Raw genomic sequence first — 13,248 nt, 5'->3', positions numbered from 1 at the left:
TACTGCCTCGGCGAGTCCCGCCGGCGCCGCACCTGAGGGCCGTCAGACGGACAGCTTGGCCACCACGGCCCTGCCCATGGCCGGGTCGTCGCAGAACGCGCCGTCGATGCCCAGCTCGACGAGCCTGGACAGCCAGCCCGTCACGTCGCCGGTCGCCCGCGCGTACACCGGACTGGCCGGGTTCCCCATCCGGTAGTCGGCCGGGAGCTGGGAGTTCTCGTTGCGGACGGTCCAGACGTGCACGTCGAGCCCCTTGCGGTGGGCGTCGGCGACGAGCGTCGTGGGCGGCTGCGTCTTGCCCGCGGCGTCCACCGGCACCACGCGCCGCGTGTCCACACCGATCCCGTCGGCGTACCCGGCCACCTCGCGCAGCCCTTCCGGCTTCACCATGTCGTCGTAGGTGCGGGTGCTGCCGGCGGCCACCCAGTCGTACGGCGCGCCGGTGGCCGTGATCAGCTGGATCAGCGGCAGCCGCGTCTTGCCGCTGAGCTCGCGCAGGTTCGCGGTCTCGAACGACTGGATGTACGCCTTGCGCACCCGGTGCCGGTTCAGCACGTCGAGCAGCGGCTCCTCCAGCGACAGGCCGATGGAGTCGAAGTACGTCGGGTGCTTGGTCTCGGGGTAGACGCCGACGCCGTGCCGGAGCGCGAGCTGCACGACCTCCTCGAACGTCGGGATCTCCGGCAGCCCGTCGAACGCCGTGTTGTCCGGCCGCAGGTCGGGCACGCGTTCCTTGGCGCGCAGCGTCTTCAGCTCGGCCAGTGTGAAGTCCTCGGTGAACCAGCCGGTGACGGGCCGGCCGTCCACGGTCTTGGTGGTGCGCCGGCCGGCGAACTCGGGCCGCGCGGCCACGTCCGTCGTGCCGGAGATCTCGTTCTCGTGCCTGGCCACCAGCACGTGGTCCTTGGTGGCGACCAGGTCGGGCTCGATGTAGTCGGCGCCCATGGCGATGGCCGCCTCGTACGACAGGAGGGTGTGCTCGGGCCGGTGAGCGCTGGCGCCCCGGTGCCCGATCACGATGGGAGCGTGGCCGCGGCGGTCCGCCGTGGCGGGTGGTGTCTGGATCAGCACGACGGCGACCGTACCGCCGGCGAGGACACCGGCCAGCACACTCGCGAATAACCTGCGCATCATCATGCGCGCACGGTAAACCGGCGAGGTGGACCGCGAGTTACGCGTGAGCGCACAGTGAAAGGCGTACAACAGAGATGAGCATGAGGGATCTCAACGGCCGCGTGGCGGCCTAGGTCGTCCGAGCCGTGACGGCACGCCAGCCGAAGGTGATGGTGCCGCTCAGAAGAACCACCCCCGACAGCACACCGCTGACGAACGGTACCCAGGCGACGGCGGCTGTCGGGGCCAGGACGAGACCGGCGGCGCCGAGCAGGGTGAGAGCCGCACCGGGTACGGCGATGCTCCAGTCCTTCCAGATGGGCGCCAACGCGATGAAGTGCACACCCACGCCGAACGCCACCCAGCCCACGTTGGCCTGCTCGGGAAGTCCCCAGGCGGCGAGCACCCGGACCCCGCCGAAGAGCAGGATCGCCTCGGCGGCGACGATGATCAGGTAGCCGCGGCCGAACATGTTCCGCCGCGGGTCCCCGGTGGACTGCGCCTTCCTGGCTGTGGCGAACCACATGGCGATGACACTCGCGGCCCCCAGGCAGGCGGCCACCCGCAGGAGATTCACGGTCACCGTGTTCAGCGGGCTCTGCGCGTTGACGACGACGAAGACCGCGCCGAAGATCGCGCCAACCAGTAATCCAGTCATTCGTTGCATGACGTCATTGAAGTCCGCGCCGGGTCCCGTTCGCATGGGGGCTGGGGCGAGGACGAGGTAGGCCTGGCCCTACCTCGCCGCGCCGCGCAGATAGGCGAGCACCGCCAGCACCCGCCGGTTGTCGTCCTGAGTCGCGGGAAGCTCGAGCTTGGCGAACACTCCGGCCACGTGCTTGCCGACGGCCGCCTCCGTGATCGACAGGGCCCGGGCGATGGCGCTGTTGGAGCGGCCTTCGGCGATCAGAGCGAGCACCTGGCGCTCACGCGGGGTCAGCCGGTGCGCGGACTCGGTGACCTCCCGGGCTCTGGTCCAGGTCTGCTCGAACAGGTCGATGAGGGTGGTGATCAGACTCTGCTGTCTGATCATCAGGGCGCCCGGCGAGTAGGGGACGGGGGTGATCCGGACGAACGCCACCGCGCGGTCGAAGATGAGCAGCTGCTGGATCGGCTCGTCGACGACTCGGTGGAGATCGCCGGAGGCATGCAGCTCCCTGATCCGGGCCGCCTTGCGCGGGTCGTCCAAAACGCTCGCGTGGATGATCGTGCGCATCGCCATGCCGCGCCGCAGGGCGTCGAGCACGGCGCGCCTGCTCTTCTGCTCCTGGCGGCCCTGCTCCGGCGAGCCCACCGGGTGCATGGCGCGTAGCTCGCCGGCCGAGTGGGCGGCCTGCGCGATCTGCTGCCGGACGAGCTCGCTGTCCTCCAGCCGCTCGACGTCGACGGGGATGCCGCGCAGCTCACCCACCACCTCTTCCAGCCGATGGGCAAGCTGGGCCAACGACACGCTCTCGTCCACACGCCTCCTTCGCGGACCGCGCCGGTCTTCTCACCCGGCGCGGGTCCTGCCGGCAGACCCTGACCGGTGCGATTCGCGCGGTGTCAGCAGAAGATATCCGAACCTGCCTCGTAGGCGCGGGGACCCTTGGTCTCCCCGGTCTGCCGGTGATCCTGGAGCGGCGGCCACAGCCGGTGCGTCAGCTTCGCGTGCGTCGCCGCATGCGAGCCTTCATGAGGTGTCATGCCCAGGGCGCCATCGGGTACCAGGGAATGATCTCCCGGCGAGCGAGAACGCGAACGTCCCAGTACATCACCATGAACACGCCGGCCACGATGAACGCGGCGGCGATGATGACCGCGGACCGGCTCGGCTTGGCGCTGATCCACTGCTGCACCCGGCCGCCCATCATCAGGCCGAACACGACGAAGAGGATCGTGATGACCGCGATGTTGCCGATGGACTGCAGCATGAAGGCCGCGGCTCCGTACAGGATGTTGCCGCTCTCCGCCGCGTCCCGGAACATCTGCCGGAACAGCGAGAAGGGCCGGCCGATCAGGAACGCGCCGATGAGCGCGCCCATGAGAACCATCGGGGCGTTCGGATAGCGGGCCGAGATCCGCGCCAGCGGGTCCTTGACGACGCCTGCGGCGGCCAGCCCCAGGTAGATCATGACAAGCCCGATCAGGCCGTAAATGATCATGGTTTGCACGGTGCGGGCGTTCAGCTGACCCGCGACGCTCGGCGCCGTGGAGAACTGGGGCAGGCTCGTGCCGACCAGTGCGACGATCACTCCGTACGCCGCCGACACCACGAGCATCCCGGCCGACATCCAGCCGAGCGGCTTGAGCATGTGCGCGATCCGGGCCCTGATCGAGTGCGTGCCGCCGACCAGGGGGGCCAGCGCGCCGAACGCCGCGATGTTGCAGGCGGTGAACGTTCCGGCGACTCCGGAGACCAAGGCGAACGCGATGCCCGCCGCGACCCCGGCGATGGGCGTCTCCTTGGCGTCGTGGCCGAGCAGCGTGTTGGCCACGTTGTCGCCGATGACGCTGTCGACGAGCTCCGCCGACCAGATGACCGTCAGCAGGAACCCGGCCAGCGCGCTGAGCCCGATGACCAGCGCACGACGCCTGGGGAAGTGACCGTTCACGAACAGGGACGTGGCCTTGGGGGCGGCGTCGAGCTCGATGCGATCGGGCGCCTTTTGAAGATTCGCGTTCTTCGAAATCTCTACCATGTGGTGTCTCCAGTTGCGGGGACGCGGCGTCGCTCACAGTTCGGGCGCCTGCCTCGCAGGGCCGGCGAACTCGGCGGTTCCAGCTGATCCATTTCATTGAACTGGACGTGCCCGGCTTCGACATCCGCCGTGCGGGGGATGTGATCCACCCGCTCATCCGCTCCGGGGTCCGCACGACTCGGCCTCGAAGAGCAGGAGCTCCCGGCCGGGACGGCAGACGAGTTGCAGGCCGACCGGCAGGCCGTTCACCGTCCCGGCGGGCACGGTCAGCGCGGGCAGGCCGAGCACGTTCCACGGGCTGGTCAGCGCGAGCAGGGCGGCGAGCACGGCGACGGGCGCGCCGTCGATCTCGGTCTCGCGCCGGCCGAGCGGCTGGGCGGTGATCGGCACGGTCGGCAGGGCCAGCACGTCATGGTCGCCGAACAGCGCGCCGACCGCCTCGGCGAGCCCGGCGCGCGCGTCCATGGCGCGCACGTACCGCCAGCCGGGCACTTCCGCGGCGGCGCGCAGGCGCTCGAGCACCTCGGGGTCGAACAGCTCGGGCGCCTCGGCCAGGCGGTCGGCGTGCACGGCCGCCGCCTCACACCTCTGGACGGCCGTGTACGTCTCCCGCAGCGCCGCCCCGACGTCCTCGGGCAGCCGTACCTCCTCCAGCGCCCCGGACGCCGCGCGCACCGCCTCCACAACGCGCGGATCGCCGGCGAACAGCCCGGCGGGATCCAGCCAGGCCACCCGGACGGGGCCGGTGCCTTCCGGGCCGGCGGGCCGGGCGAGGTCTGCCGGGCTGCCGAGCCGGGCCGGATGTGCCGGGCCGATCTCCTTCTGCCCGTTCGGGCCGGCCAGGCAGCGGTAGGCGAGCAGGCAGTCGTGGGCGTCCCCCGCCAGGACGCCCACGTGGTCGAACGTGCGTGACAGCGGGAAGACACCGTCAGCCGGGATCGCGCCGTACGCGGGCTTGAAGCCGGCCACCCCGCACAGCGCGGCCGGGATGCGCACGGAACCACCGGTGTCGGTGCCGAGCGCGAGCGGCACCAGGCCCGCCGCGACGGCCGCCGCGCTGCCGGCGCTGGAGCCGCCCGTCATGCGCGCCGGATCCCACGGATTGCGCGCGGGACCGGCGGCGGAGCGGTCGCCCGTAGGGCCGTACGCGAACTCGTGGGTCGTGGTCGTGCCCACGATGACGGCACCGGCGCGCCGCAACCGCGCCACGCATTCGGCGTCGGCGTCCGGGACGTGCCCGGCGAAGTGCCGCGACCCCATGGTCACCGGCAGCCCGGCGACCATGATGAGGTCCTTCACCGCGACCGGCACGCCGTGCAACGGCCCCCGGTCGGTGCCGCCGGCCAGTTCCTCGTCCGCCCGCCGCGCGGCGGCGAGCGCGCCGACGGCGTCCACGGTGACGAACGCGTTGAGCACCGGATCGAGCGCGGCGATCGCGTCGAGTGCCCGCTCGGCCAGCTCGGCCGACGTGGCTCGCCTCTCGCGGAGGTCCGCGGCGAGGCCGGCGATGGTGCGGCCGGTGAAGGGACCGGGGGTGGGTGGCATGGGATCCTTTCCCGGGTCCGGCGGCGTCATGAAGGCCGTCGAATCCGTGTGTCACGACATCCGGGCAGACTCCACCTGAATATCACCCCGAGCGGGAGGGGCGGCCGCCCGCGCCCAGCCGGTGCGCCAGCCGGTCCAGCGACATGTTGATCACGATGAAGATGGCCGCGATCAGTATCGCCGCGGGGATGACGTTGGAGAAGTTGGCCGCGATCCCGTTCAGGCCCCGATCCACCAGCTCGTCGTAGCCGACGATGAGCCCGAGCGCCGAGTCCTTCAGCAGCACGACGAACTGGCTGACCACGGCGGGCATCATCGCCCGCAATGCCTGCGGCAGCAGGACCAGCCGCATCACCTGCCCCTTGCGCATGCCCGTCGCGTACGCCGCCTCGCGCTGCCCCTTGGGCAGGCTCAGCACCCCGGCGCGGACGATCTCCGCGAGCACCGAGCCGTTGTAGAGCGTGAGCCCGAAGACGACCGCGGCGAAGGCCGAGATGTTCACGCCGATGAGCACGTACGACCCGAAGACGGCGAAGAAGATCAGCAGCAGCAGCGGCACGGACCTGAAGAACTCCACCACCATGGCCGCCGGCACCCGGATCCACCGGTGATCGGACATCCGGGCGGTCGCGAACACCAGCCCGAACAGCCCGGCCAGCACCACCCCGGCCACGGCCGCGGCCAGCGTCCCGGCCAGGCCGGGCAGGATGAACGTGGCCCAGACGTCGCCCCGCAGCAGCGGCGTCCACTTGTCCGCGGCCCACTGCTCCTTCGCGTCGAACCGCACGTACACCACGTACGCCAGTGCCAGCAGGACGGCCGCGACGCCCGCCGCCAGCGTCCGGTTCCGGCGGATCCCGCGCGGCCCCGGCACCTCGTAGAGGTTGGCGTAGCTCATCGCGCCACCGCCATCCGCCGCGACAGCCAGCCGAAGGCCAGCCCCATCGGCAGGCACAGCAGCACGAACCCGCCGGCGAAGCCGAGGAAGATCTCGATCACCTGGTCCCCGTACGTCTCGATCATCTCCCGCATCCGCACGGACGCCTCGCTCACGCCCACCACCAGCGCGATCGTGGTGTTCTTCGTCAGCGCGATCAGGATGCTGCCCAGCGGCGCCACGACGGCCCGGAACGCCTGCGGCAGCGTGATCAGCCGCAGCGTCTTGACGAAGCCCAGCCCCAGCGAGCGGGCCGCCTCCGCCTGGCCGACGGGCACGGTGTTGAGCCCGGAGCGCAGCGCCTCGCAGACGAACGCCGAGGTGTAGGCCGTCAGCCCGATCACCGCGAGCCAGAAGTTGTTGGTCGCGATGTCGTCCGACAGCTCCACGCCCAGGTTCGCGCCGACGCCGAGCCCGGTGAACAGCAGCACCAGTGTGAGCGGCGTGTTGCGGGCCACGGACACGTAGCAGCTCGCGGCGCCCCGCAGGGAGGCCAGCGGCGCCACCCGCATGGCGGTCAGCAGCGTCCCCAGCACCAGGGACCCGAGCGCGCTGACCGCCGTCAGCCGTACCGTCATCCAGAACGCCGCCAGGACGGTCTCGCCCTCGATCAGCAACGCGTCCATGGGATCAGTACCGCTCCAGCTGCGGGGCCTGCGGCAGGGCGAAGCCCGAGGCACCGACGCTGCCCTGCAGCGCCTTGGTCCAGCTGCCGTCCGAGAACATCTTCTCCAGCGCGTCGTTCACCGCGTCGCGACCGGCGGTGTCGTCCTTCTTCAGTCCGATGCCGTACTTCTCGGTGCTGAACGGCTTGCCGACCACCTTGAGCTTGCCGGCGTGCTGCGCGGCGTAGCCGGCCAGGATGACGTTGTCGGTGGTGATGGCGTCGAGCTGGCCGCCGATCGAACATGACATGCGCTCCTTAGTGCGTGAGGATCTTGGCGAGGAAGGACTGGGCGCGCCCGCTGCTCGGCGCGCCGAAGAAGCCGTCGGGGGTGGCCTGCTCGACGATCTCGCCGTCGGCCATGAACACGACCCGGTCGGCCGCCCGCCGGGCGAAGCCCATCTCGTGGGTGACGACGACCATGGTCATGCCGTCGCGGGCGAGCCCTGTCATCACCTCGAGCACCTCGTTGACCATCTCCGGGTCGAGCGCCGAGGTGGGCTCGTCGAAAAGGATCACCTTCGGGTCCATGGCCAGCGCCCGGGCGATCGCGACCCGCTGCTGCTGCCCGCCGGACAGCTGGGCGGGGAACTTGGCCGCCTGCGCACCGATGCCGACCCGGTCGAGCAGCTCGCGGGCCTTGCGCACGGCGGCGTCCTTCGGCCGCTTCAGCACGTGGACCTGTCCCAGGACGACGTTGTCCAGGACGGTCTTGTGCGCGAAGAGGTTGAACGACTGGAAGACCATGCCCACCTCGGCGCGCAGCCGGGCCAGCGCCCGCCCCTCGGCGGGAAGCGCCGTGCCGTCCACGCTGATCGTGCCGGAGTCGATGGTCTCCAGCCGGTTGATCGCACGGCACAGGGTCGACTTGCCCGCCCCGGACGGGCCGATGATCACGACGACCTCGCCCTGCCCGACGGTCAGATCGACGTCCCTGAGGACGTGGTGGTCGCCAAAGCGCTTGTTGACCTGGTCCAGGACGATCAGGTCCGCCTGGGTCATGCGTCACGCTCCTTGTCTCGGTCGGCGTTGGCGCAACCGTAGGAGCCGCATGTTCTGTGAAAGGACTTATGTGCTTTCTGCTCAGAGATTGGGGATTCTGATCATCTTTGCGCAGGTTTGGATTGATCGGACGTCGCCCCGGAGACGCCGATGGTGTCCCGGTAGGCCCTGTCCCACTGGCCGTCGGCCAGCCAGCGCGCGATCAGCCCGTTGAGGTGGTCGCGGAAGACCGTGTCCTGCCTGCGGACCCCCATCCCGTACGGCTCCCGCCCGAACGGCTTGCCGACCAGCCGCAGCGCGTTCGGATGCTGGGCCTGCAGGCCGAGCAGGATGGTGTCGTCGGTGCTGACCGCGTCGACGCGCCCGGCCAGGAGCGCCGGCACGCACACGCTGTAGCCGTCGACGATCGCCAGCTCGGCGCCGGGGACCTCGGCGCGCAGATTGTCGACGGAGGTGGAACCTGTGGCCGTGCACACGGTCTTGCCGTCCAGGTCCGACAGCTCGTCGATGCGGGTGTCGCCGGACCTGACCAGCACGTCCTGCCCGGCGTAGTAGTAGGGGTCGGTGAAGGTCACCCGCTCGGCGCGGGGCTGGGTGATCGAGTAGGTGGCGATGACGAGGTCCACGACCTGCTGGGCGAGGAAGTTCTCCCGCTCGCGCGAGACGGTCTCGACGAAGCGGATGTTGCGCTCGCTGCCGGTCAGGTCCTTGGCCACCAGCCGGGCCATCTCCGCGTCGAACCCGATGATCCGCCCGCCGGCCGGGTCCTTGTAGCCGAACATCGGCTGGTCGAACTTGATGCCCACGATGAGCACGCCGCGGTCCCTGATGCGCGCCATGGTCGAGCCCTCGGGGAACCCGTCCGCCTCGCCGCAGCCTGCGGGAAGGAGGCACAGCAGCACGGCGAGCAGCGTCCGGAGCACGGTCTCAGAAGTCGGCATGAGATCGCCATGTCGCAGTGGTCTCAGAAGTCGGCATGAGATCGCCATGTCGCAGTGGTCTCAGAAGTCGGCATGAGATCGCCATGTCACAGCGGTCACCGTGCCCGGTACCGGTGCTGCGGCCGGCCGGTTGGCCCGTATCTCGGCCGCGCCTCCACCAGCCCGCGGTCCGCGAGGTGCTCCAGATAGCGGCGGGCGGTGGCGCGGCTGACACCGATCGACGCGGCGAGCTCGTGCGCCGACACGTCGTCCGCGACGGCCGACAGCGCGTCGAGCACCGCCTGCTCGGTGGCCGCGGAGATGCTCTTCGGCCGGACCGCCTGGTCGAGATGGAGCGAACGGAAGATCTTGTCGATCTCCTGCTGCTCGGCGAACCGGCCGCCGGACTCCAGCTGCTCGGTCGTGGCCGCGTACCGCAGCAGGGTCTGCTCCAGCGTCCCGGCGCGGGTCGGCTTGACCAGGTAGTAGAGGGCGCCGCGCTGCATGGCCGCGCGTACCGTCGCCGACTCCTTGCGCCCGGAGATCACGATGACGTCGGTGGGCGGCTGGTCGGGCCGCCGCAGCCGGTGCGCCACCTCCAGCCCAGGGAGATCCGGCAGGTGCAGGTCGAGCAGGACGAGCCGGGGCGCGAACCGGCCCGCGGCCGCGAGCGCCGCGTGCCCGGTGTGCGCGATCCCCACCACTCTGAACCCGAGCACCCGGTTCACCTGCGCGTGCAGCGCCGCCGTCACGACCGGGTCGTCGTCCACGATGAGAACGGTGATGTCTCTCGGCTCAGTCACCGCGACGCTCCTCGCTCATCTGACAAGAGATTCAGGGCAGCTTAGGCCGCTTTTGTTGAATAAAATCATCTTTTGCGCGTTCTGCTCAGCGTGATCCTCCGTGTGCGCCCGCTTCCTCCTACTCTGTACCCCGGGTGACAGGGGAGGAGACAGACGCCGGTGAGATGGCTGCTCGCGGTGACGGCCCTGTGGACGCTGCTCGGACTGCTGCCCCTGGCGCTGCTGACCTCCTCCAGCATCTCCCTGTCCGATCGGGCGGTGAGAGAAGAGGTCTTCGACCGGGTCAAGACCACCGCCTCGGTGAGCCGGGTCGTGGTGGAGCAGCAGATGGGCTCACTCAGGCAGCTCGTCACCGCGTTCGCGGAGCAGCCCCGGATACGCGACGCGGTGGACCACGTCACCGCCGGCGACCTGCGCGACTACCTCGCCGAGCTGAAGCGGACGCGCGACGGCGTCAGCGGCCTGATCCTGACCTCGCCGGATGGCCGCATGCTGGGCGCCGAGCCGCCGAGCGCGCTGCCCCAGGACATCAACAACACCGACTGGCACCGCGCCGTGCGCGACCGGCGCGAGTCCCACATCTCGCAGGCGTACACGCCCACGATGAAGGACATGTCCAGGGCCGTCGCCGTGGCCGCGCCGATCCCCAGCGCCGACGGCAAGCGCATGCTCGGCATCCTCGCCGTGATCTACAGCCTGGACGCCATCCAGAAGTTCGCCGAGGAGGCCGCCGACGCGCAGAACATCCAGCTGCTGATCACCGACCGGGCCGGCGTGCTCATCGCCGACCCCGGCAGGAAGCTGTACGCCCTCACCTCCCTGCGCGAGGACCCGCGTGTGGACGCGGCGCTGGCCGGCCGCACGTGGAACGGCCCCTTCCGCGGCGTCGACGGCGCCGTGCTGTCGGCGTCCGAGCCGATCCCCGGCATCGGCTGGACGGTGACCGCCGAGGTGTCCGCCGCCGAGGCGCTGGCCTCAGCGGAGCAGTTGCGGGCCAACGTCCTGACCGTCGCCGCCCTGCTCGCGCTGCTCATCCTCATCGGGCTGGGGCTGCAGATCCATTCCACGCGCGTCCGCCGCCGCGCGCAGGCCACGCTGGCCAGGTACGCGGCCGCGCTGGCCGCCGCCAGGGACGAGGCGGTCAGCGCCTCCAGCGCCAAGTCCGAGTTCCTGGCCAAGATCAGCCACGAGATCCGCACTCCGATCAATGGCGTGCTCGGCATGAACTCCCTGCTCATCGGCACCCGGCTGGACGACGAGCAGCGCCACTACGCCACCACGGCCCAGGAGTCGGCCCAGAACGTGCTGCGCCTGCTGGACGACTTCCTCGATCTGTCCAGGATCGAGGCGGGCCATCTCCAGGTCGATGCGGTGCCGTTCGACCTGCCGCGCCTGTGTGACGAGGTGGTCGCGCCGCTCGCGCCCCTCGCCTACGAGCAGGGCCTCTGGCTCACGCTGCGGCTCGACGAGCACGTGCCGCGGCAGGTGGCGGGGGACCCGGCGCGGCTGCGGCAGATCCTCACGAACCTGGTCGGGAACGCGCTGAAGTTCACCGTCCAGGGCGGCGTCGACCTGCACGTCACCCTCGACGAGGGCGAGCCGGGCCGCTCGCGGGTGGTCCTCAGGTTCGCCGTCTCCGACACCGGCATCGGCGTCGGCCCGGACGACCGGGAGCGGGTCTTCGGCGTCTTCCGCCAGGTCGACTCGCCGATCACGCGCAGAACCGGCGGGAGCGGCCTGGGCCTGGCCATCGCCAGGCAGCTCACCGAGCTCATGGGCGGGGAGATCGGGCTGGACAGCGTCGAAGGTGTGGGCAGCCGGTTCTGGGTGCGGCTGCCGGTGGACGTCCTGACGTGGTCGGAGCCGGGGGCCGGGGTGCTGGAGGGGCGGCGCGCGCTCGTCGCGGACGCGCGTCCCGAGGACCGGTCGCTGGCCGGGCGGTTCCTGTCGGACGCGGGTCTCGCCGTGGAGGAGACCAGGGACGCGAAGTCCGCGCTGGCCGTCCTGCGCGCCGCCGCGACCGGCGGCAGCCCGTACGAGCTGGCCGTCGTCGCCCTCGACCTCGGCGCCGAGGAGCTCGGCACGGCCGATGACGGTGAGACCGGATCGCTCGCGCACGCGATCCTCAGCGACCCGCTGCTCCAGGCCACCAGCGTCGTGGTGGTCGTCACGCCGGGCCGGGCGCGGTTCGGCTGGCCGGCCGCCGGGGAGCGCGCCGTGCAGTCGATCACCCGGCCGCTCAGCCGGCGCCGCCTGCTCGCCGCCGTGGAGAACGCCCTGGGCACCGCGGAGGGCCCCGGGGAGCCGGGCGAGGGGACGCCGGACGCCGGTGGGACGCCCGGGGCGCGGATCCTGGTCGCCGAGGACGACGAGGTCAGCCGCCAGGTGGCGATGCTCGTCCTGCGGCAGGCCGGGCACGAGGTCGACACGGTCGACGACGGTGAGCAGGCCGTGCGGGCCGTGCTGGCCGGCGGCTACGACCTGGTGTTCATGGACTGCCAGCTGCCCGTGCTCGACGGCCTGGCCGCGACCGCCGAGATCAGGATGCGCGAGGAGGCCCGCACCCCGATCATCGCGATGACCGCGGCGGCGATGCCGGAGGACCGGATCCGGTGCCTGGAGGCGGGCATGGACGACCACCTGGCCAAGCCGGTGGACTGGCCGCGGGTGCTCGCCCGGATCCCGGAGTGGGCGGCGTACGCGGGGCTCCCGCCCGAGCTGGCCGGCCTGTCGGCGGAGGCGCTCGCGGACGTCGCGCAGGCGTACGTGGCGACCGCGCGGCGCACGTTCGAGCACCTGCGGCAGGCGGCGCTGGCCGGCGACCTGGGGGAGGTGGCCGAGCTGGCGCACCGCCTCAAGGGCAGCTGCGCCACCGTCGGCGCCGCCCGTGAGGCCGCGCTGTGCGGGCGCGTCGAGGAGCAGGCCCGTACGGGGGGCAGCGTCGAGGAGGAGGTCCTGGAGGAGCTGCACGAGCTGCTCAGGGAAACCCCGCACTGGATGAACGCACCATATTTCTGATTCCCTCCGCCCCTGGCTCCCGCGACCGGGTCCAGATCGACTGGGACGTCGATCCGCGAGCCGGCCGGCCTCTTCGACAAGATCGGCGACGACGATCTTCGGGACCTGAGCCGAGGCGTCAGGCGACGACGACGTCCAGGAAGATCGGCTTCTTGGCGGAGAGCAGCTCATGCCCGGCCTCGTTCGTCATCTTCCAATAGATTTTGCAGCGGCCGGGGGAGCTGGAGGTACGGACGCGTACCGAGATGTCGACGGACTCGCCGGGCTGGACCGGGCGGATCGCGACCCGCTTGGGCGCCTGGCACCTGGTGTCGTTCAGCCGGGTGAGATAGCGTCCGCGCCACGGGACGGTGCCGGTGTTCCTGATCCGCCAGACCTTCGTGAACTCCGTCCCCTTCTTCACCACCGTCCCGTCCGGATAGGTGACATCCCGCTCGAAGACGGAATCGTCATGCGGCGAGACGGCCTGAGCCGGGGTGCTCGGCGCGGCGGGCTCGCCCCCTCCGGCGAGCGGGGCGAGCCAGGCGAAGAGGGCGGCGCCGACGCCGGTCGCAACGGTAACGAC

At 71.0% G+C, this 13,248-nt stretch carries 13 protein-coding genes; 1 reads left to right on the top strand and 12 read right to left on the bottom strand.

The window, feature by feature from the left end; translation table 11 throughout:
- Nucleotides 1-42: 42 nt before the first annotated feature.
- From EJK15_RS00885 to EJK15_RS00835, 11 genes are all read right to left on the bottom strand, one after another.
- Entirely contained in the window at nt 43-1,137 is a 1,095-nt protein-coding gene (locus EJK15_RS00885) for a glycerophosphodiester phosphodiesterase (RefSeq protein WP_240776687.1), read from the bottom strand.
- 106 nt (nt 1,138-1,243) lie between these two features.
- Nucleotides 1,244-1,771, bottom strand: a complete 528-nt coding sequence (locus EJK15_RS00880) for a hypothetical protein (RefSeq protein ID WP_206060586.1) — start codon at nt 1,769-1,771, stop codon at nt 1,244-1,246.
- Between the two features lie 78 nt (nt 1,772-1,849).
- Nucleotides 1,850-2,575: a helix-turn-helix transcriptional regulator gene (locus EJK15_RS00875; protein WP_240776686.1), complete on the bottom strand. Its 726-nt coding sequence runs from the start codon at nt 2,573-2,575 to the stop codon at nt 1,850-1,852.
- A 220-nt stretch (nt 2,576-2,795) separates the two neighbouring features.
- The gene (locus EJK15_RS00870) at nt 2,796-3,794 is read right to left on the bottom strand and encodes a hypothetical protein (protein ID WP_171074031.1); all 999 of its coding nucleotides are present in this window, start codon (nt 3,792-3,794) and stop codon (nt 2,796-2,798) included.
- Between the two features lie 153 nt (nt 3,795-3,947).
- Nucleotides 3,948-5,339 carry an amidase gene (locus tag EJK15_RS00865; protein WP_138708400.1) on the bottom strand — a complete coding sequence of 464 codons (1,392 nt, stop codon included), beginning with the start codon at nt 5,337-5,339 and terminating at the stop codon, nt 3,948-3,950.
- An 82-nt stretch (nt 5,340-5,421) separates the two neighbouring features.
- The gene (locus EJK15_RS00860) at nt 5,422-6,237 is read right to left on the bottom strand and encodes an amino acid ABC transporter permease (protein WP_138708399.1); all 816 of its coding nucleotides are present in this window, start codon (nt 6,235-6,237) and stop codon (nt 5,422-5,424) included.
- A complete protein-coding gene (locus EJK15_RS00855) occupies nt 6,234-6,902 on the bottom strand; it encodes an amino acid ABC transporter permease (RefSeq protein ID WP_138708398.1) in 669 nt (222 codons plus the stop codon). Before EJK15_RS00855 ends, EJK15_RS00860 begins: the two co-directional genes overlap by 4 nt.
- A gap of 4 nt (nt 6,903-6,906) precedes the next feature.
- Nucleotides 6,907-7,191, bottom strand: a complete 285-nt coding sequence (locus EJK15_RS00850) for a type 2 periplasmic-binding domain-containing protein (protein WP_240776685.1) — start codon at nt 7,189-7,191, stop codon at nt 6,907-6,909.
- Between the two features lie 7 nt (nt 7,192-7,198).
- Nucleotides 7,199-7,942 (bottom strand): amino acid ABC transporter ATP-binding protein, encoded by a 744-nt coding sequence (locus EJK15_RS00845; protein ID WP_138708397.1) that lies wholly within the window; start codon nt 7,940-7,942, stop codon nt 7,199-7,201.
- A gap of 101 nt (nt 7,943-8,043) precedes the next feature.
- Nucleotides 8,044-8,883, bottom strand: a complete 840-nt coding sequence (locus tag EJK15_RS00840; RefSeq protein WP_240776684.1) for a glutamate ABC transporter substrate-binding protein — start codon at nt 8,881-8,883, stop codon at nt 8,044-8,046.
- 95 nt (nt 8,884-8,978) lie between these two features.
- The gene (locus tag EJK15_RS00835) at nt 8,979-9,665 is read right to left on the bottom strand and encodes a response regulator (RefSeq protein WP_138708396.1); all 687 of its coding nucleotides are present in this window, start codon (nt 9,663-9,665) and stop codon (nt 8,979-8,981) included.
- A gap of 159 nt (nt 9,666-9,824) precedes the next feature.
- Here EJK15_RS00835 and EJK15_RS00830 point away from each other — a divergent pair, with 159 nt between their 5' ends.
- Nucleotides 9,825-12,683, top strand: a complete 2,859-nt coding sequence (locus EJK15_RS00830) for a hybrid sensor histidine kinase/response regulator (RefSeq protein ID WP_138708395.1) — start codon at nt 9,825-9,827, stop codon at nt 12,681-12,683.
- Nucleotides 12,684-12,801: 118 nt separating this feature from the next.
- On the opposite strand, the gene EJK15_RS00825 is transcribed toward EJK15_RS00830, so the two are convergent.
- Nucleotides 12,802-13,248, bottom strand: a 447-nt coding sequence (locus EJK15_RS00825) for an NBR1-Ig-like domain-containing protein (protein ID WP_206060585.1), incomplete at its 5' end; no start/stop codon positions are given.

The organism is Nonomuraea basaltis (assembly GCF_005893125.1).
GTDB classification, from domain to species: domain Bacteria; phylum Actinomycetota; class Actinomycetes; order Streptosporangiales; family Streptosporangiaceae; genus Nonomuraea; species Nonomuraea basaltis.
This window is presented reverse-complemented; position numbering and strand designations above follow the sequence as displayed.

Bases quoted from the DNA above. Each gene is read 5' to 3' on its own strand.
- EJK15_RS00885 (WP_240776687.1), bottom strand. From the start codon at position 1,137: ATGATGATGCGCAGGTTATTCGCGAGTGTGCTGGCCGGTGTCCTCGCC.
- EJK15_RS00880 (WP_206060586.1), bottom strand. From the start codon at position 1,771: ATGACTGGATTACTGGTTGGCGCGATCTTCGGCGCGGTCTTCGTCGTC.
- EJK15_RS00870 (WP_171074031.1), bottom strand. From the start codon at position 3,794: ATGGTAGAGATTTCGAAGAACGCGAATCTTCAAAAGGCGCCCGATCGC.
- EJK15_RS00865 (WP_138708400.1), bottom strand. From the start codon at position 5,339: ATGCCACCCACCCCCGGTCCCTTCACCGGCCGCACCATCGCCGGCCTC.
- EJK15_RS00860 (WP_138708399.1), bottom strand. From the start codon at position 6,237: ATGAGCTACGCCAACCTCTACGAGGTGCCGGGGCCGCGCGGGATCCGC.
- EJK15_RS00855 (WP_138708398.1), bottom strand. From the start codon at position 6,902: ATGGACGCGTTGCTGATCGAGGGCGAGACCGTCCTGGCGGCGTTCTGG.
- EJK15_RS00850 (WP_240776685.1), bottom strand. From the start codon at position 7,191: ATGTCATGTTCGATCGGCGGCCAGCTCGACGCCATCACCACCGACAAC.
- EJK15_RS00845 (WP_138708397.1), bottom strand. From the start codon at position 7,942: ATGACCCAGGCGGACCTGATCGTCCTGGACCAGGTCAACAAGCGCTTT.
- EJK15_RS00840 (WP_240776684.1), bottom strand. From the start codon at position 8,883: ATGCCGACTTCTGAGACCGTGCTCCGGACGCTGCTCGCCGTGCTGCTG.